We start from the raw sequence: 17,905 nt of genomic DNA on the forward strand, positions 1-17,905 counted from the left end.
GGGATGTGGACAACCGCCTTTGCTGATGGCGCAGTTCGCCAAGAGCGTTCGCAGGAAAGTCACTTGGGTAAAACGTCTGCGTCACCCGCCTGTTGGCTCATCAGGCTGTCTGCCGACCCGGTTGGCCTCACAGGCGCGGCTGGATGCGGGCCAGGCGGCGCAACACCCCAGGGGCGAAACGGGACAAGGCGCGCATTCCGTGTGCCTCGGGTGTCACGGGTACGACCGCCTCGTTGCGCAGCACCGCCCGCAGGATGGCCTGAGCGACCTTCTCCGGAGGGTAGTTGCGCCTGCGGTACAGGCGGGAGGAACTGTGCCGGCGGCGCTTCTCCTCCTCCTCGTCGACCCCGACGAACCGGGTTGCGGATGTGATGCCCGTGTTCACCACCCCCGGGCAGATCGCGCTCACCCCGATGTCCTGCGAGGCGAGTTCGGCGCGCAGGCACTCGCTGAGCATCAGCACGGCCGCCTTGGAGGTGCTGTAGGCGGGCAGCGCGCGCGAGGGCTGGAACGCGGCGGCGGACGCGGTGTTCACGATGTGCCCGCCCTGGCCGCGCTCGGCCATCTGCCGGCCGAAGAGGCGGCAACTGTGGATCACCCCCCACACGTTGACGTCGAGCACCTTCTTCCAGTCCTCCGGCGAGGTGTCGAAGAAGGAGCCGGACAATCCGATCCCGGCGTTGTTCACGAGCACGTCGACGACGCCGTGTTCGAGCGCGACCTTCTCGGCGAGCTTCTCCATCGCCTGCGCGTCGGAGACGTCGACCGTCTCGGCCCAGGCCTCGGGCGCACCGACCAGACGGGCCAACTCGGCGGTGCGCAGGGCGCTGTCGGCGTCCCGGTCGACGGCGATCACGCGTGCGCCCGCTTCGGCGAAGGCGAAGGCGGTGGCCCGGCCGATGCCGCTGCCTGCCCCGGTGACGAGCACGAGCTGCCCGGCGAACCGCTCGCCGGAGCGGCCGGTCGCCTGGGCGGCGGCGGGGCTTCCTCCCGCCTGCTCGGCACGGTGCACGAACTCGGTGATCCACGCGGCCAGTTGATCGGGACGGGTGCGGGGGACCCAGTGCCCGGCGGGCAGGGTGCGGCGGGTGAGCCGGGGGGCCCACTGCTCCAGGTCGTCGTAGAGCCGCTCGGAGAGGAAGGAGTCGCCCAGCGGCGTGATCAGCTGCACGGGGGCGTGTGCACAGGCGTCGGTGCGCGGCCGGCGCAGCCGCGCGCGGACGTTGTCCCGGTACAGCCAGGCTCCGTTGGCGGCGTCGCCGGGCAGGGACGCCGTCGGGTAGTCGCCGCCGGGCACCTTCTCGATCCGCTCCAGGATCCCGGGCCAGCGCCTGCCGAGCGGTCCGCGCCAGGCGAGCTCGGGCAGTCGCGGGGTGTGCAGCAGGTAGACGTACCAGGACCTGGCTCCCTGGCCCAGGAGCTGGCCGACCCGGCGCGGGGTGGGCCGTTTGACGCGGCTGCCGATCCAGTGCCCGAAGTGGTCGAGGCTGGGCCCGGACACCGACGTGAAGGAGGCGATCCTGCCCTCGGTGCGGGGGACGGTCGCGAACTCCCAGCCCTGCACCGAGCCCCAGTCGTGGCCGACCAGGTGCACGGGCCGGTCCGGGCTCACCGCGTCGGCGACGGCGAGGAAGTCGTCGGTCAGCTTCTCCAGGGTGAAGCCCCCGCGCAGCGGCACGGGAGCGCTGGAACGGCCGTGGCCGCGCACGTCGTAGAGCACGACGTGGAAGTGTCCGGCCAGTCTCGGCGCGACCTCGGACCACACCTCCTTGCTGTCCGGATAGCCGTGCACCAGCAGCACCGTGGGCCGCCCTGCGTCGCCCAGCTCGGCCACGCACAGCTCGACCCCGCCGGTCCTCACCCTTCGCTCCCGCGCACCCTCCAGCATGCCCACTCCGCTCACTCCTCCTCCGCCCAGCGCCGCACGTGCGGCAGGTCGTCGTCCAGCCAGAAGGCGCTCTCCCCGGGGTCCCGGGAGTCGGTGACGACCAGGATCTCCTCGAACTTCGCGCCGGTGCCCCGGAACCCGAGATGCGGCTCGACCGCCCACAGCCCCGGCTGCGGCGGATGGCCGGAGAAGCGGTACGGGGACCAGAGCGGGGACCAGCCCTCGCGGTGCCCGTGGACCGCGTCGGAGGCGAGCCCCTTCAGGGACTGCGTGCCGAACCCGAACAGGGTCGGGGAGAAGCGCCGCTCGGGCACCCGGTCGACCTTGTGCGCGATCACGCCGAAGGGGTAGGCGCGGTGCCGGTTGGCGTAGCCCTGGCGGACCATGAGGCGGTCCACGTCCGCGTAGATCTCCCGCAGCGGGCGGCGCTCGCGCACCTCGCGCAGGATCAGTTCCCGGTGCGCCCGCAGATCGTCCATCAGGCGCTCCTGCACCGGGTTGGGGCCGAGCGAGCCCGAGTAGCCGATGTCCGCGGTGAAGCCCTCGTGGACCGGGGCCATGTCGAGGATGAACGGCATCCCCGGCTCCAGGGCCCGGTTGGTCGGGAAGAACTGCAGCGGAACGCGGAAGCCGGTGAACGCGGTGCGGTCGCCGAACCAGGCGAAGGGGAGGTGGAACCAGTCGCGCACCCCCCGTTCGCGCAGCCACACCCGCTGCATGCGCGCCGCCTCCCGCTCGGTGACCCCCGGCTCCAGCCGGGCCGCCACCGCCTCGGCGCACGCGTAGGCCAGCCGCTGCACCGTCCTGAATCCGCGCAGTTCCGCGGAGATCCCCTCTGCCACCGCCGTCGCCATGTCGCCCCGTCCCACCCGGTCCGCCCGTCTTGCCGGTCCACCGCTTCCCCGCGGTCCACCGCTCCTCGCCCGGTCCACGGCCACGCGGTGCACGGCACTCGGCGTGGTCCACGGCTCTCGACGCGGTGCACGGCTGCCCACGTGGCAAGCAGGCACCGGTCACCGACTGCGGTACGTGTCCGTAACCTGACTCCGCCGAATCTCGCACCTTGTTAGAGCTGACGTCAATAGGGCGGTCGCGGGCCGTGCGTCACAGACTCCGGGCCCGCCGCTCCCCGGGCCCCCTGGGGGGTACCCCCGGCCGACCTCAGGGTGACACCGGGTCCCCCGTACGACTGGAGGCTGACACCGATACGGCTCTGGAGTCTGACGACCGGCGTGGCCCGCGTCACTACTGTCGAGGACGTGACTGTGATCGCGACCGAAAGCCTGAGCAAGCGGTTCCCCCGGGTGACCGCTCTCGACCGGCTCTCCGTGGACATCGGAGCCGGTGTGACCGGACTCGTCGGTGCCAACGGGGCCGGCAAGTCCACCCTGATCAAGATCCTCCTGGGGCTGTCCCCCGCCAGCGAGGGCCGCGCCGAGGTGCTCGGACTGGACGTCGCCACCGAGGGCGCCGCCATCCGCGAGCAGGTCGGCTACATGCCGGAGCACGACTGCCTGCCGCCCGACGTCTCGGCCACCGAGTTCGTCGTGCACATGGCCCGCATGTCCGGCCTGCCGCCGTCCGCGGCCCGCGAACGCACCGCGGACACCCTGCGCCACGTCGGCCTGTACGAGGAGCGCTACCGCCCCATCGGCGGCTACTCCACCGGCATGAAGCAGCGCGTCAAACTCGCCCAGGCGCTGGTGCACGACCCCCGGCTGGTCTTCCTCGACGAGCCGACGAACGGCCTGGACCCGGTCGGCCGCGACGACATGCTCGGCCTGATCCGCCGTATCCACACCGACTTCGGCATCTCGGTCCTGGTCACCTCGCACCTGCTGGGCGAACTGGAGCGCACCTGCGACCACGTCGTCGTCGTCGACGGCGGCACCCTGCTGCGCTCCAGCTCCACCACGGACTTCACCCAGACCACCACCACCCTCGCCGTCGAGGTCACCGACACCGACACGCACCCCGACGGCACCCGCGCCCTGCGCGAGGCGCTCCACACCCGCGGCCTCACCGTCGAGGACGGCAGCGGCCTGCCCGGCGCCGGCCACGTCCTGCTGCTGACCGCGCAGGGCGAGGGCACGTACGACCTGGTCCGCGACACCGTCGCCGACCTCGGTCTCGGCCTGGTGCGCATGGAGCAGCGCCGGCACCACATCGCCGAGGTCTTCAAGGACGGCGACGAGGGGCGGGAGCGGCCGGCGGACGCCGGCGACGACCAGCGGGACGAGGAGAGGAAGGAGGCCGTCGGCCATGGCCGTTGAGCACCCCGTCGCCGCCCCGGGCGACCAGACGCGTATCCACAACATCGGCTACCGCAGCTACGACGGCCCCCGCCTGGGCCGTGCCTACGCCACCCGCTCGCTGTACGCGCAGTCCCTGCGCGGCGCCTACGGCCTCGGCCGCTCGGTGAAGTCCAAGGTGCTGCCGATGCTGCTGTTCGTGGTGATGTGCGTGCCCGCCGCCATCATGGTGGCCGTCGCCGTCGCCACCAAGGCCCGCAGCCTGCCCGTCGACTACACCGAGTACGCAGTCTTCCTCCAGGCCGTGATCAGCCTGTACGTCGCCTCCCAGGCGCCCCAGGCCGTCTCCCGCGACCTGCGCTTCAAGACGGTCCCGCTGTACTTCTCGCGGCCCATCGAGACCGCCGACTACGTCCGCGCCAAGTACGCCGCCCTGGCCTCCGCGCTGTTCGTGCTCACCGCCGCCCCGCTGCTGGTGCTGTACGTCGGCGCGCTGCTGGCCAAGCTCGACTTCGCCGACCAGACCAAGGGATTCGCGCAGGGACTCGTGTCCGTGACACTGCTCTCGCTGCTGTTCGCCGGGCTGAGCCTGGTCATCGCCTCCGTCACCCCGCGCCGCGGGTTCGGCATCGCCGCCGTCATCGCGGTGTTCACCATCTCCTACGGGGCCGTCTCCGCCCTGCAGGGCATCGCCCATCTCCAGGACAGCACCGGCGCCATCGCCTGGATCGGCCTGTTCTCGCCGGTCACCCTGATCGACGGGGTGCAGTCCGCCTATCTCGGCGCCACCTCGGCCTTCCCCGGAGGCGTCGGACCCTCCGCCGGGGAGGGCGCGGTCTACGTCCTGACGACCCTCGGCCTGATCGCCGCGAGCTACGGCCTGCTGATCCGCCGCTACCAGAAGGTGGGACTGTGACGACCCTCAGCATCGACCACGTCTCCCGCTGGTTCGGCAACGTGGTCGCCGTCAACGACATCACCATGACGATCGGCCCCGGCGTCACCGGCCTCCTCGGACCCAACGGAGCCGGCAAGTCCACCCTGATCAACATGATGGCCGGCTTCCTCGCCCCCTCCACCGGCACGGTCACCCTGGACGGACGCCCGGTGTGGCGCAACGAGTCGGTGTACCGGGACATCGGCATCGTGCCCGAGCGCGAGGCCATGTACGACTTCCTCACCGGGCGCGAGTTCGTCCTCGCCAACGCCGAACTGCACGGCCTGGGCGCCACGGCCGCGCAGCGGGCGCTCGCCACGGTCGAGATGGAGTACGCCCAGGACCGGAAGATCTCCACCTACTCCAAGGGCATGCGGCAGCGCGTGAAGATGGCGAGCGCGCTCGTCCACGACCCGTCGCTGCTGCTGCTGGACGAGCCGTTCAACGGCATGGACCCGCGCCAGCGGATGCAGTTGATGGACCTGCTGCGCCGCATGGGCGACGAGGGCCGCACGGTGCTGTTCTCCTCCCACATCCTGGAGGAGGTCGAGCAACTCGCCTGGCACATCGAGGTCGTGGTGGCCGGCCGGCACGCGGCCGGCGGCGACTTCCGCCGCATCCGGCGCCTGATGACCGACCGCCCGCACCTGTACCTGGTGCGCTCCAGCGACGACCGCGCCCTCGCGGCCGCGCTGATCGCCGATCCGTCGACGTCCGGCATCGAGGTCGACGTCACCGAGGGCGTGCTGCGGATCCAGGCCGTCGACTTCGCCCGCTTCACGACCCTGCTCCCGCGGGTCGCCCGGGACCATGGCATCCGCCTGCTGACGGTCTCGCCGTCCGACGAGTCCCTAGAGTCCGTGTTCTCGTACCTGGTCGCGGCGTAGGAGGCCGAAAGATGTACGACCCCACAGTCGCCCGGCTCACCTACCGGGCCCTGCTCGGCCGCCGCCGGGCCCTCATCCTCGGCGCGCTGCCGCTGCTGCTCGTGGTCCTGTCCGTGGTGGTGCGCGCGCTCGGCGGAGCGGACGACCAGACCGCGTCGGATCTGCTGGGCGGGCTGGGCCTGGCCACGATGGTGCCGATCATCGGCGTCATCGCCGGCACCGGCGCGATCGGCCCGGAGATCGACGACGGCTCCGTCGTCTACCTGCTGTCCAAGCCGCTGAAGCGGTCCACGATCATCTTCACCAAGCTGATCGTGGCGATCGCGGTGACCATGGTGTTCTCGGCGCTGCCCACGTTCGTCGCCGGCTTCGTCCTGAACGGCAACGGCCAGCAGATCGCCGTCGCCTACACGGTCGCGGCGCTGGTCTCCTCCATCGCCTACGCCGCCCTGTTCCTGCTGCTCGGCACGGTCTCCCGGCACGCGGTGGTGTTCGGTCTGGTCTACGCGCTGGTCTGGGAGGCCCTCTTCGGCTCCCTGGTGCCCGGTGCGCGGACGCTCAGCGTCCAGCAGTGGTCGCTGGCGGTCGCCCAGAAGGTGTCCGGCGGCGAGCTGATCACCTCGGACGTCGGCCTCACCACGGCGACGGTGCTGCTGGTCGCGGTGACGGTGCTGGCCACCTGGTGCGCCGGTCACAAGCTGCGCTCGCTGACGCTGGCGGGCGAGGAGTGACGGTCCCGCGGCCATCACGGTCCCGCGGCCATGACGGTCCCGTGGCCATGACGGCTCCGCGGTAATTCGGTGGCGCCCGGTCTGCCGTACCGGCACAGTGGACGGTGTCCGCGCCGGGCGCGACCGCGCGTCACCGGCACCACGATCTGGGGAGGGGCACGGCGATGTCCATGCACGGCAGTACGTCGAGCTCCCCGCAGGGCAGCCCGCGGCAGGCTCCGGAGTAGTCACCCTCCGTCGAGCCCGCCGCGCGGGAGCTGCCCGGGGCGGCCGCTTCGAGCACGCGATGCCCACGTCGCGTGAGGCCGCCCTCCCGGAGGATTGGCCGAGAGGCAAGGCACCGGCTCGCTGAGCCGTGGTCGGGGGAGACCCCGCGCACGTTCGATCCGTGCATCCTCCGCACGATCTGACCCATCGCAATCCCTGTCGTACCGCACGACGTGCCGTACCGCAGGACCTGTCGTACCGCACGGCTTGCCGCACCGCACGGCCGCCGTACGGAGCCGCGGCCGCCGAACCGCCGCGGAACCGCCGCGGAACCGCCGTTACCGCCGGGCGGACGACGTCCGGCGTCCGGCAGCCGGGCGTCCGCCACTGGGCTGGGCGGGCCCCGGATGGGGAAGCAGCACACGGCCGGGCGGCCCGCAGCAGCAGGAAGGCGCGGCCCGGCACGTGGTCGCGTGCGGTATCGACAGCCTCCAGAGGCACCGGGCCGTGGCCGCGAGGCGCGGTCACGACAAGTCCGCGGCCGGCCACCGGGAGACCGTCCTCGTCGCAGCCGTCGACGCGTGCGGGTGACGCGAGCGGGTGACGCGAGCGGACCGTCAGTCGCCGAAGCCGGTCAGCGAACCGCGCTCGTCGAACGTTGCGCCGTCCGCCCACGCGATCTCCCAGCGGTTGCCCTCCGGGTCCGCGATGTACGCGGACCGGCCGCCCCAGGGACGGTCCACCGGCTCGGCCACGGCCGTGGCGCCCGCCGCCACCGCGGCCCCGAAGGCGGTGTCCACCTGCTGGGCGCTGTCCACGTTGCAGGCGAGCGTGACACCCGACCACCCCGTCGGGGGCAGGGCACCGTCCGCCGCCTCCTCGGCGAGCCCGTCTGCGGGATACAACGCGAGCAGGACGCCGCCGAGCATGAAGCCCGCCCAGCCGTCGTGGCTGGACGAGAGCTCCTTCCACCCCAGACCGCGGTAGAACCGGCGCAGCGTGGGCAACTCTCGGGCACCGAGCGTCACCACGGACAGACGAGAAGGCAGTTCAGACATGGTCAAGATCATGCAGCGGCCACGCGGTCGCTGACAACCACCGGGCCGCCGGCCTGTCCGATACCCGCCCGGTCCGGCGGCGCTCTGAAGGTTCCTGAAGGGCCCTGAAAGGGCGCGGGGAGCTGTGCGGCGGGCCACGACGGCGCCGCGGTCGGGCGACGTCCTGCCGCGGCCCTTCCAGCGGAGCGCCGAGCGCCCGGCCGGCCCCGGAGCGGGTCCGCCGAGGAGCCGGTTCAGCCGAGCAGGCGCTCCAGGACGACCGCGATGCCGTCGTCGTCGTTCGCGGCGGTCACCTCGTCGGCGACCGCCTTCAGTTCCGCGTGCGCGTTGGCCATCGCCACGCCCCGCGCGGACCAGGCGAACATCGGCACGTCGTTGGGCATGTCGCCGAAGGCGACGGTGTCCGCGGCCCGCAGGCCGAGCCGGCGCGCGGCCAGCGACAGCCCCGTCGCCTTCGACAGCCCCAGCGGCAGCAGTTCGACGATGCCGGCCCCGGCCATCGCGACCGTGACGAAGCCGCCCGCGGCCCGTCGCGCGGCTTCGGCCAGCTCGTCGTCGGACAGCTCCGGATGCTGTATGTAGATCTTGTTCAGCGGCGCGGACCACAGCTCGGACGCGTCCGAGAACGGGACCGCGGGCAGGTCGCCGGTGAGGGCGTACCCCGGCCCGACGAGCACCTGCCCGTCCAGGCCGTCCCGGCTGGCGGCCAGGAACAGCGGGCCCACCTCGGCCTCGATCTTGGCCAGGGCGACCCCCGCCAGCTGGCGGTCCAGCGTCACCGAGGTCAGCAGCCGGTGCTCGCCGGCGTGGTACACCTGAGCGCCCTGACCGCAGACGGCCAGGCCCCGGTAGCCGAGGTCGTCCAGGACGTGCCGGGTCCAGGGGACCGAGCGCCCGGTCACCACGATGTGCGCGGAGCCCGCCGCGGTGGCCGCGGCGAGCGCCGTACGCGTACGGGCGGACACCGAGTCGTCGGACCGCAGCAGCGTCCCGTCGAGGTCGGTGGCGATCAGCCGGTAGGGGAAGCCGGTGGTCACTCGGCCACCGGCTCCAGGAGCTCACGGCCGCCGAGGTAGGGCCGCAGCATCTCGGGCACCCGCACCGAACCGTCGGCCTGCTGGTGGTTCTCCAGCAGCGCCACGATGGTGCGCGGCACCGCGCAGAGCGTGCCGTTCAGCGTGGCGAGCGGCTTGACCTGCTTGCCGTCGCGCATGCGCACGGACAGGCGGCGGGCCTGGAAGCCGTCGCAGTTCGAGGCGGAGGTCAGTTCGCGGTACTTGCCCTGGGTCGGGATCCAGGCCTCGCAGTCGTACTTGCGGGAGGCGGAGGCGCCGAGGTCGCCGGAGGCCACGTCGATGACCTGGAAGGGCAGTTCGAGGCCGGTCAGCCACTGCTTCTCCCAGGCCAGCAGCCGCTGGTGCTCGTTCTCCGCGTCCTCGGGGGCGACGTAGGAGAACATCTCGACCTTGTCGAACTGGTGCACCCGGAAGATGCCGCGGGTGTCCTTGCCGTAGGTGCCGGCCTCGCGGCGGAAGCACGGCGAGAAGCCCGCGTAGCGCAGCGGCAGCCGGCCGGCGTCGAGGATCTCGTCCATGTGGTACGCCGCGAGCGGGACCTCGGAGGTGCCGACCAGGTAGTAGTCGTCCTTCTCCAGGTGGTACACGTTCTCCGCGGCCTGGCCGAGGAAGCCGGTGCCCTCCATCGCGCGGGGCCGGACCAGCGCCGGGGTCAGCATCGGGACGAACCCTGCCTCGGTGGCCTGCGCGATCGCCGCGTTGACCAGGGCCAGCTCCAGCAGGGCGCCGACGCCGGTGAGGTAGTAGAAGCGCGAGCCGGACACCTTGGCGCCCCGCTCGACGTCGATCGCGCCGAGGGCCTCGCCGAGCTCCAGGTGGTCCTTGGGCTCGAAGCCCTCGGCGGCGAAGTCGCGGAGGGTGCCGTGCGTCTCCAGGACGGCGAAGTCCTCCTCGCCGCCGACCGGGACGTCGGGGTGCACCAGGTTGCCGAGCCGGAGGGCGAGCCGCTTGGTCTCCTCGTCGGCCTCGCTCTGCGCGGCCTCGGCGGCCTTCACGTCGGCCTTCAGCTGCTCGGCCTTTCGCAGCAGCTCCGCGCGCTCCTCGGGGGTGGCCCGCGGGATGAGCTTGCCGAGGCTCTTCTGCTCGGAGCGCAGCTCGTCGAAGCGGACGCCGGACGACCTGCGCCGCTCGTCGGCAGACAGGAGAGCGTCGACGAGCGCGACGTCCTCTCCACGGGCGCGCTGGGACGCGCGCACACGGTCGGGGTCCTCACGGAGCAGGCGAAGGTCAATCACGGGGCCAAGGCTACCGGTGCGGGCGCAGGGCCCACGCATCCTATTCCGGAGTGCGGCTTACTTACCGTTATGGGGTAATTGCCGTATGTGGTGAGAGCGACCGTCCGGGGTGAGGTGAAAGTCAAGGGAAAGGGCCTCTGCTCCCCGGGAAGGGGCATGCGGCGGATGTCCTGTTGACCGGATTTCCTTGCGGCGAGGGGGACTTGGGATGTCGGGGTACCGCTGTTGTCCACAGGGGTCCATGGTCACCGGAAGTTATCCACAGGCTGTGTGAAAGATCTGTGGATTGCGGAATTGATCGCTCCGGAAAGTTGGCGAAGACTGTCGGCGCCCCTGCGATTCCCTGGAGAAATCACCCTTAAGCCCACTTTCGAGTGGAATCACGTCGCCCCAACGGATTGATCAGAGGGAACGGGTGGACGAAGGGCGGCTGACGTCCCGGCGGGCACACTCCGTGCCTCCAGAGCGATATGTCGACTGCGTGGCCCTTCGCTGTCGACTTGTGCACAGGTCGAGAAGCGGACCTGTGGATAACTCCTGTGGACAACGAAAGTCCGCAGGTACGACCCGTGTGATCGGCTGAAAACCGGCGGGAGGACAGGAGCCCTCACGAAGACCCCGCGGATGCGCCGGCCCTGGTCACCGCCCTAGAAGCGCCCGTCCTGGCAGCGGGCCACCCAGTCCGACGCCGCGACGAACTCCTCGTCCGACGTCCCCTTCGGCGGCGTGCTCACCTCGGCGGCGCCGACGTCGGCCCGCGGGTACGAGCCGAGGTAGCGCACCTCCAGACAGATCCGCTTCAGCCCCATCAGCGCCTCCGACACCCGCCGGTCGAAGATGTGACCCTCGGCGTCGATGCAGAAGCAGTAGTTGCCGATGCCGGCTCCGGTCGGCCGGGACTGGAGCAGCATCAGGTTGATGCCGCGGGTGGCGAACTCGCCGAGCAGGTCGCGCAGCCCACCGGGATGGTCGTCGCGCTGCCACAGCACCACGGACGTCTTGTCGGCCCCCGTCGGTGCGGCGGGCCGGGCCGGCCGCCCCACCAGCACGAAACGCGTCTGCGCGTTCTCCGCGTCGTGGATGGACGTCTCCAGCGCCTCCAGGCCGTACCGGGCGGCCGCGAACTCGCCGGCGAACGCCGCGTCGTAGCGGCCCTCCTGCACCAGCCGGGCCGCGTCCGCGTTGGAGGCGGCCGACTCCCACTGCGCGTCCGGGAGGTTCTTCCGCAGCCAGTTGCGCACCTGCGGCTGGGCGGCCGGGTGTGCGGAGACCGTCTTGATCTCCGACAGCTTCGTCCCGGGCCGGACCAGCAGCGCGAAGGTGATCGACAGCAGCACCTCGCGGTAGATCATCAGCGGTGCGCCCGCGACCAGTTCGTCCAGAGTGGTGGTGATCCCGCCCTCGACGGAGTTCTCGATCGGCACGAACGCGGCCTCGGCCTCCCCCGTGCGGACCGCGTCCAGCGCGGACTGCACCGACACATAGGGGACCAGCTCCCGGGTCGCCGTCTCCGGGAGCGTGCGCAGGGCGACTTCGGTGAAAGTCCCCTCGGGGCCGAGATACGCGTAGCTCGCTGGCATGTTCCTCACCCTAACGGCCGCGCGGAATCCCGGCGCCCGCGTCTCACCACGACCACCCGTGCGGGTGGTTTGAAACGCATGAACGCGTGGACGCGTGAACGCGTGAACACGCGACGCTGCCGGCACGCCGGGCCGCGGCGCCTGCCCGCACTTGCCCCCGGCACACGCACCGAGCCCCCTCGGGGGCGCCGTCCGGGGCGGGGCTCACCGGCCGGGCCGCGCGGGGCGGCCCCGCCGCACGGCTGGAGGGAGAGCCCGCCCGGCGCGGCCCCTCCACCTCGCCGCGGGCCCGCTCACCCCTCCAGCAGCCGCTGCCCCACGTACTCCCCCTCCGCCGCCCCACCCGGCACCGCGAACAGACCGCTCGCCTCGTGCCGGACGAACCGGGACAGGGCGTCGCCCCGGTCGAGCTTGCGCTGCACCGGTACGAAGCCGCGCAGCGGGTCGGCCTGCCAGCAGACGAACAGCAGCCCCGCGTCCGGCACCCCGTCCGGGCCGATGCCGTCGTGGAACGAGAAGGGCCGCCGCAGCATCGCCGCGCCGCCGTTCTGGTCCGGGCGGCTGATCCGCGCGTGGGCGTTGACCGGTACGACCAGGTTCCCGTCCGCGTCGGTCTTCTCCAGGTCCATCTCGGTGGTCTCGGTGGTCTCCGAGCCCCCCGACAGCGGCGCCCCGTCGGACTTGCGCCGCCCGATGACCCGCTCCTGGTCCGCGGTGGACAACTGCTCCCAGTCGTCCAGCAGCATGCGGATACGCCGTACGACGGCATAGGAGCCGTTCGCCATCCAGGCGGGGTCCCCGGAGCCGTCGGCGGGCACGAAGACACGTGCGTCGAAGTCGGACTCGGCCGGACGGGGATTGCGCGTGCCGTCGACCTGGCCCATCAGGTTGCGGGCCGTCATCGGGTGCGCGGTGGCGCCCGGGGACCGGTTGAACCCGTTCATCTGCCAGCGCACCCGCGCCGCCGTCCCCGCGTCCCGCTGGATCGCGCGCAGCGCGTGGAAGGCGACCAGGGCGTCGTCCGCGCCGATCTGCACCCAGAGGTCGCCGTTGCTGCGCGCCTTGTCCAACCGGTCGGAGGAGAAGTCGGGCAGCGGGTCCAGGGACACCGGGCGCTGCTTCTGGAGACCCGTGCGGCCGAAGAAGCTGTGTCCGAAGCCGAAGGTGACCGTCAGCGACGAGGGCCCCGCGTCCCGTGCGACGCCGGTGTCGCCGTGGGCGGCGGGATCGCCCGCCATCAGCCGCCGGGCGGTGTCCGACCAGCGGCGCAGCAGCGCGGCCGCCTCCCTGCGCCCGGCGCCGGGAACCAGGTCGAAGGCGACGAGGTGGCCGCGGGCCTGGAGCGCCTCGGTGATGCCGGGCTGATGTTTCCCGTGAAACATCGCCCGGCCCGTGCCGAGCGCGGTGAGCGGTGTGTCCGCGTCCGGGGCGGCGGCGTGGCCGACGGCCGCGCCCGCCGCGCCCAGCGCGAGGCCGGTGGCGGCGGTGGTGGCGAGCAGGGTGCGCCGCGAGACGCCGTCGCCACCCGGCGACGCGGGGGCGTCGCCGGTGCCGGGGGCGGAGTCCGCGGCGGTCCGGGCGCCGGCGCGGCTCTCCGCGGACGTGCGGGGCTCCGCGGACGCGTGCGTCTCCGCGGAGGTGCGGGCCTCGGGAAGGGACTGTTCGGGCATGGTCGTTCAGCCGATCCTTGCGTTCTTGTCGACGGTCACCTGGTCGATGTCGGAGGTCCGCACGGTCGCGGCGACCCTCCAGTCGCCGGCCACCGGGATCTGCACCCCGCTCGCGGACCAGTGTCCGGTGCTGATGCGGTCGGGGACGACGGGCAGCGGGCCGAGGTCCTGGGACTCCAGGGAGAAGGAGACCTTGATCTCGGGGAGGTCGAAGGGGCTGCCGTCGGGTCGTTCGGCGTAGACGTGCACGTCGTTCTCGCCGACCTGGGCGGGGTCGAGTTCGATCCGGACCAGGCCCTCGCCCCGGTCGCCCCCCGTGTCGAACGGCATGTCGAGGGTGACCGTGCCGGAGTCGGGGAACAGCGCGGCGGATCCGGCGGCCGACGCCCTCGCCTCCTCCTCGGTGCGGCCGGGCTCGGTGGACGTGAGCAGCGTGGTGACCGCGAGGAGCACGGCGGCCACGCCCGCCTCGGTGAGCGCCGAGCGGCGCAGCCCGAGCCGGTGCGGGTCGGCGTCCCGGGCCTTCTTGCGCCGCGCCGTGTCGGCTGCCGCGCGCTGCCGGGCGAGCTGCGCGGCACGGGCGGAGCCCGCCCCGGCCCCGCCGCCCCCGGAGGCACCGGCCTCCTCGGGCCCCTCGGGCCTCGCGGGCCCCTCGACCCCGTCGGCTCTCTCGCCGTCCGAGGCCCCTGCGGAGGCGCCCGGGCCGTGGCCCGCCCGCGTGGTCTCCTTCCGCGGCTCGGCGGCCTTCCGTGCCGCGGCGGACCTGCGCGACGGTGCGGCCCCGCCCGGCGCACCGCTTCTTCGCGGTGCCGCGGGTTTCCGTACCGGCAGGTCGGCCAGCTGCGCCGTCCAGCGCCGGGAGATCCAGGCGACGCCGACCAGCAGCGCCACGAACCCGATCTTGACCAGCAGCAGCTGCCCGTAGCGGGTGCCGGTCAGCGCCGACCAGGTGCCGACCTGGCGCCACGCCTGGTAGCCGCCGGTGGCGACCAGGGCGAGCACCGAGCCGAGGGCGACCCGGGAGAAGCGCCGCACGGCCCCGGTGTCCAACGGCACCTCCAGCGGCGCCCGGTACAGCGACACCAGCAGCGCGCCCAGCCCGCCCAGCCACAGGGCCACCGCCAGCAGATGGACGATGTCGACCGGCATGGCGACGCCGGGCTGCAGACCGGTGGAGGCGTGCTCGGACATCGCCCAGCTCGCGGCGAGCCCGCCGGCCACGACGGACCCGCCGATGCCCAGCCCCCACGCCAGGTCCCGCTTCTCCGGGCCCTCCCGCTTGTCGTAGGCGCCGAACAGCACGGCGATGAACAGCGCCCCGGCCGCGAGCAGCAGCAGCCGGGAGACCAGCGCGGCACCGGTCTTGGTCTGCAGCACCTGTCCGAGCAGGCCGAGGTCGAACACGTCGCCGACCGCGGCCGAGGTGGTGTAGGAGCCGCGCAGCAGCAGCAGCGCCAGCGTGGCGGCGGTCAGCGCGACCCAGCCGGAGACGACGAACCGCTGCACCGCCCGCACCCCGGCGCCGCGCGGCCAGCAGGCCAGCACGAAGGCGGCGCCGCCGACCATCACGAGGAACCCCGCGTAGGACAGGTAGCGCCCCAGCTCGTACAGCCGGCCGACCACACCGCCGCCCGCGGCCGGCACGTCGACCGGCACGGACGTGGCCGACGGGGCGCCGACGGAGAAGGTGTACGCGCCGGAGACGGGGTGGCTGTCGGCGGAGACGACCTGGTACGCCACCGTGTACGTGCCGTCGGGCAGCCCCGAGTGCAGCTTCACCGCGTACGTCGTGCCGCCGACGCCCGCCGCCTCGCCGGTGTCGGCCCGCTCGCCCTGCGGGTCGAGCACGCGCAGCGAGTCGTCGGACAGGGAGACGGTCTCGGAGAAGGTCAGCGAGACCTGTTCGGGAGCCGTGTCGAGCACCGTCCCCTGCTGGGGTGCGCTGCCGGTGACCGCGGCGTGCGCCGAGGCCGGCGCGGCACCGGCCAGCAGCGCACCGGCCACGGCCAGGAGCAGCAGCACCAGTGTGCGGACGCGCAGGGTGACGGTGTGCGCCACGGTGGTCCCTCCCTCAGTTCGCGGACGCGGGGCGGTAGGTCGACGGCTTGACCGGAAGGTCCGCCCGGACCGGGTCGTGGCCGGTGAAGTGCAGGGTCACGGAGACGGTCCGGCCTTCCTCCGGCTTCTGCTTCAGCCCCTCGAACATCAGGTGGCTGCCGCCGCTCTTCAGTACGAGCCTGCCGTGCGCGGGCACGTCCAGGGCGGACGCCTCCTGCATGGACTGCCCCGTCGTGCGGTGCAGGGTGACCTCGCCGATGTCGCTGGTGACGGAGGTCAGTTCGACGTCCTCGTCACCGTCGTTGGTGATGGTGAGGAAGCCCGCCGCCATCATGGACACCGGCTGCGGCATGTACGCGCCGCTCACGGACAGGTCGGCGCCGGCGGAGTCGCCGCCCCCGCACCCGGCCAGGGCGAGCGCGCCGGCCAGGGCGAGGGCCGGCAGGCCGGTCGCGCGGGCGGCGCGGGTCGGATGGGTGCCGCGGCTGCCGCGGCTGCCGCGGCTGCTGCGGGTCGCGTGGTGCATGGCCCGGACGGAGTGCTTCACGGGTTCTCCCCCTCGATCAGCTTCGGGAGGTCCCGGGTGTAGTCGTCGACGGTGGCGTCCTCGCCGTAGATCACGTAACCGGCGTCGGTCTTCGGGGAGAAGGCGATGACCTGCGTGCCGTGCATGGACACGACCTTGCCGTTCTCCTTCGTCGGCGCCTCGATGGAGATGCCCAGGGTGCGGGCGCCCGCCTGGATGGTGGCGAAGTCTCCGCTCAGGCCGACCACCTGCGGGTCGATGCCCTTGAGCCATGCGCCGAGGGCCTCGGGCGTGTCGCGTTCGGGGTCGGTGGTGACGAACACGATCCGCAGCGCGTCCTGCTGGGCCCGGGTCAGCGACTTCTTCGCGACGGCGATGTTGTTCATGGTGAGCGGGCAGACGTCGGGGCAGTTGGTGTACCCGAAGTAGACCAGCGTGGGCCTGCCCTCGGTCTCCTTGCGGAAGTCGTAGGTCTTGCCACGGGTGTCGGTCAGGACCATGTCCGGCTTCTCGAACGGCTTGTCGAGAACCGTGGCGGCCTTGGCCGGGCCGGTCTCCTCGGAGACCACGGTGACCGGCGAGTCGCCGTCGTCGCCGCTGCCGCACGCCGACAGGGTCAGGCAGGCCGCGGCGAGCAGTGCGGCCGCCGTGAGCTGCCCGCGGCGGCGGGTGCGCGACGGGGCGGGGCGCGGGGCGGTGCGCCCGGAGAGGCCGGCGGACCAGGAGCGGCCGGCGGACCCGGCGGACCCGGTGGATGGGGAGGGTTTGGAGAGCATGGAGAGATGTCCCAGAGGTGAGGTGCGCGGGTGCGCGCCGGGGCCGTGAGCGGTCCGGCGCGCACCGAGGGCGTGCCCGGTCGGCGGGCGGCGGGCCCGCCGACCGGTCGGTTGCGTCAGGCGGAGCGGCGGCGTCCGGCGAGGACACCGTAGGCGACACCGGCGGCGCCGACGACGATGCCCGCGACACCGAGGACGCGGGCGGTGTTGTCGGTGCCGTCCGCCGAGGCCGTCTCGCCGGAGGCGCTGGAGGAGGTGTCGGCGGCGGCCGGGCTGGCGTCGTCGGAGTGCTCCTCGGAGGCCTCGTCGGAGGCGCCGGAGCCGTGGTGGCCGTCCTCCGCGGCGGCGGACAGGGTCAGGACCGGCGCCGGGTTCTCCGGCTCCTCCTCGCCCTCCTGGACTTCGATCCAGCGCACGACCTCCTTGTTGGAGTACGTCTGGATCGCCTTGAAGACCATGGTGTCGGCGTCCTCGGGGAGCGCGCCGACCGAGACCGGGAACTTCTGGAAGAAGCCGGGCTCGATGCCGTCGCCGGTGGCGGTCCAGGTCACCTTGGTGACGGCCTCGGTGATCTGGCGGCCGTGCATCTCCAGCGGCTTGTCGAGCTTGCTCCGGGTGACCTTGGCGTCCCAGCCCGGAACGGGCTGCGGCATCACGGAGGCGAGCGGGTGGTCGGCGGGGAAGCTGACCTCCAGCTTGGTGGTGCCGGCGTTGTCGCGCTCGTTGGGCACCTTGAAGTCGATGACCGCGTAGCCGCCCTTGGCGGCGGTGCCCTCCGGCTGGACGCTGACATGCGCCAGCGCGGGGGAGGACAGGGCGAGGACGGCGGTGCCGGCGACGGCAGCGGCGGCGGCGATACGGGAAGGCTGCATGGGGGAAAGCACTCCACTTCGAGGGGGAACCCGGCGGTTCCGGTGGCCCGGTCGTCCGGGTGGTTCCGGTTGTTCGGTCGGTCCCGTCGGCCCCGGTGGTCCGGCCGGGCTCCGACCGGCCTCGGGGCGGCCTGAGGCGGTCTCAGGCACCC

Annotated in this window: 15 protein-coding genes and 1 tRNA gene; 5 read left to right on the top strand and 11 right to left on the bottom strand. The window is 72.7% G+C overall.

What is annotated here, in order from left to right; genetic code table 11:
• Positions 1 to 127: 127 nt before the first annotated feature.
• Together AC5K6T_RS23390 and AC5K6T_RS23395 are read right to left on the bottom strand one after the other, a co-directional pair.
• Positions 128 to 1,888, bottom strand: coding sequence for an SDR family oxidoreductase (locus AC5K6T_RS23390; RefSeq protein WP_493212195.1), 1,761 nt, complete (start codon positions 1,886 to 1,888; stop codon positions 128 to 130).
• A gap of 11 nt (positions 1,889 to 1,899) precedes the next feature.
• The gene (locus tag AC5K6T_RS23395) at positions 1,900 to 2,742 is read right to left on the bottom strand and encodes a M24 family metallopeptidase (protein ID WP_493211903.1); all 843 of its coding nucleotides are present in this window, start codon (positions 2,740 to 2,742) and stop codon (positions 1,900 to 1,902) included.
• A 366-nt stretch (positions 2,743 to 3,108) separates the two neighbouring features.
• On the opposite strand from AC5K6T_RS23395, the gene AC5K6T_RS23400 reads away from it, so the two are divergent.
• From AC5K6T_RS23400 to AC5K6T_RS23420, 5 genes are all read left to right on the top strand, one after another.
• Entirely contained in the window at positions 3,109 to 4,161 is a 1,053-nt protein-coding gene (locus AC5K6T_RS23400) for an ABC transporter ATP-binding protein (RefSeq protein WP_493212197.1), read from the top strand.
• The gene (locus tag AC5K6T_RS23405; protein WP_493211905.1) at positions 4,151 to 5,056 is read left to right on the top strand and encodes an ABC transporter permease; all 906 of its coding nucleotides are present in this window, start codon (positions 4,151 to 4,153) and stop codon (positions 5,054 to 5,056) included. Before AC5K6T_RS23400 ends, AC5K6T_RS23405 begins: the two co-directional genes overlap by 11 nt.
• Positions 5,053 to 5,964, top strand: a complete 912-nt coding sequence (locus tag AC5K6T_RS23410) for an ABC transporter ATP-binding protein (protein WP_493211906.1) — start codon at positions 5,053 to 5,055, stop codon at positions 5,962 to 5,964. Before AC5K6T_RS23405 ends, AC5K6T_RS23410 begins: the two co-directional genes overlap by 4 nt.
• A gap of 11 nt (positions 5,965 to 5,975) precedes the next feature.
• Positions 5,976 to 6,695: an ABC transporter permease subunit gene (locus AC5K6T_RS23415; RefSeq protein WP_493211908.1), complete on the top strand. Its 720-nt coding sequence runs from the start codon at positions 5,976 to 5,978 to the stop codon at positions 6,693 to 6,695.
• Positions 6,696 to 7,010: 315 nt separating this feature from the next.
• A tRNA-Ser gene (locus tag AC5K6T_RS23420) sits at positions 7,011 to 7,095 on the top strand.
• Between the two features lie 424 nt (positions 7,096 to 7,519).
• On the opposite strand, the gene AC5K6T_RS23425 is transcribed toward AC5K6T_RS23420, so the two are convergent.
• From AC5K6T_RS23425 to AC5K6T_RS23465, 9 genes are all read right to left on the bottom strand, one after another.
• Positions 7,520 to 7,960: a VOC family protein gene (locus tag AC5K6T_RS23425; protein ID WP_493211909.1), complete on the bottom strand. Its 441-nt coding sequence runs from the start codon at positions 7,958 to 7,960 to the stop codon at positions 7,520 to 7,522.
• A 233-nt stretch (positions 7,961 to 8,193) separates the two neighbouring features.
• Positions 8,194 to 8,997: an HAD family hydrolase gene (locus AC5K6T_RS23430; protein WP_493211910.1), complete on the bottom strand. Its 804-nt coding sequence runs from the start codon at positions 8,995 to 8,997 to the stop codon at positions 8,194 to 8,196.
• Entirely contained in the window at positions 8,994 to 10,271 is a 1,278-nt protein-coding gene (gene serS / locus AC5K6T_RS23435; RefSeq protein WP_493211912.1) for a serine--tRNA ligase, read from the bottom strand. Before serS ends, AC5K6T_RS23430 begins: the two co-directional genes overlap by 4 nt.
• Positions 10,272 to 10,918: 647 nt before the next feature.
• Positions 10,919 to 11,851 carry a prephenate dehydratase gene (gene pheA / locus AC5K6T_RS23440; protein WP_493211914.1) on the bottom strand — a complete coding sequence of 311 codons (933 nt, stop codon included), beginning with the start codon at positions 11,849 to 11,851 and terminating at the stop codon, positions 10,919 to 10,921.
• 293 nt (positions 11,852 to 12,144) lie between these two features.
• Complete coding sequence (gene efeB / locus AC5K6T_RS23445) at positions 12,145 to 13,521, bottom strand: iron uptake transporter deferrochelatase/peroxidase subunit (protein WP_493211915.1); 1,377 nt, start codon at positions 13,519 to 13,521, stop codon at positions 12,145 to 12,147.
• 6 nt (positions 13,522 to 13,527) lie between these two features.
• A complete protein-coding gene (locus AC5K6T_RS23450; RefSeq protein ID WP_493211917.1) occupies positions 13,528 to 15,579 on the bottom strand; it encodes a copper resistance CopC/CopD family protein in 2,052 nt (683 codons plus the stop codon).
• A 13-nt stretch (positions 15,580 to 15,592) separates the two neighbouring features.
• The gene (locus tag AC5K6T_RS23455; RefSeq protein ID WP_493211918.1) at positions 15,593 to 16,126 is read right to left on the bottom strand and encodes a copper chaperone PCu(A)C; all 534 of its coding nucleotides are present in this window, start codon (positions 16,124 to 16,126) and stop codon (positions 15,593 to 15,595) included.
• Positions 16,123 to 16,881 (bottom strand): SCO family protein, encoded by a 759-nt coding sequence (locus AC5K6T_RS23460; protein WP_493211919.1) that lies wholly within the window; start codon positions 16,879 to 16,881, stop codon positions 16,123 to 16,125. The genes AC5K6T_RS23455 and AC5K6T_RS23460 overlap by 4 nt, the downstream gene beginning before the upstream one ends.
• A 116-nt stretch (positions 16,882 to 16,997) precedes the next feature.
• Entirely contained in the window at positions 16,998 to 17,753 is a 756-nt protein-coding gene (locus AC5K6T_RS23465) for a YcnI family copper-binding membrane protein (protein ID WP_493211920.1), read from the bottom strand.
• Positions 17,754 to 17,905 lie beyond the last annotated feature (152 nt).

Source organism: Streptomyces sp. B8-7 (assembly GCF_058833805.1).

Excerpts from the sequence above, each read along its gene's own strand:
- AC5K6T_RS23405 (WP_493211905.1), top strand. The coding sequence starts at position 4,151 with ATGGCCGTTGAGCACCCCGTCGCCGCCCCGGGCGACCAGACGCGTATC.
- AC5K6T_RS23460 (WP_493211919.1), bottom strand. The coding sequence starts at position 16,881 with ATGCTCTCCAAACCCTCCCCATCCACCGGGTCCGCCGGGTCCGCCGGC.
- efeB (WP_493211915.1), bottom strand. The coding sequence starts at position 13,521 with ATGCCCGAACAGTCCCTTCCCGAGGCCCGCACCTCCGCGGAGACGCAC.
- AC5K6T_RS23425 (WP_493211909.1), bottom strand. The coding sequence starts at position 7,960 with ATGTCTGAACTGCCTTCTCGTCTGTCCGTGGTGACGCTCGGTGCCCGA.
- AC5K6T_RS23395 (WP_493211903.1), bottom strand. The coding sequence starts at position 2,742 with ATGGCGACGGCGGTGGCAGAGGGGATCTCCGCGGAACTGCGCGGATTC.
- AC5K6T_RS23465 (WP_493211920.1), bottom strand. The coding sequence starts at position 17,753 with ATGCAGCCTTCCCGTATCGCCGCCGCCGCTGCCGTCGCCGGCACCGCC.
- AC5K6T_RS23390 (WP_493212195.1), bottom strand. The coding sequence starts at position 1,888 with ATGCTGGAGGGTGCGCGGGAGCGAAGGGTGAGGACCGGCGGGGTCGAG.
- AC5K6T_RS23415 (WP_493211908.1), top strand. The coding sequence starts at position 5,976 with ATGTACGACCCCACAGTCGCCCGGCTCACCTACCGGGCCCTGCTCGGC.
- pheA (WP_493211914.1), bottom strand. The coding sequence starts at position 11,851 with ATGCCAGCGAGCTACGCGTATCTCGGCCCCGAGGGGACTTTCACCGAA.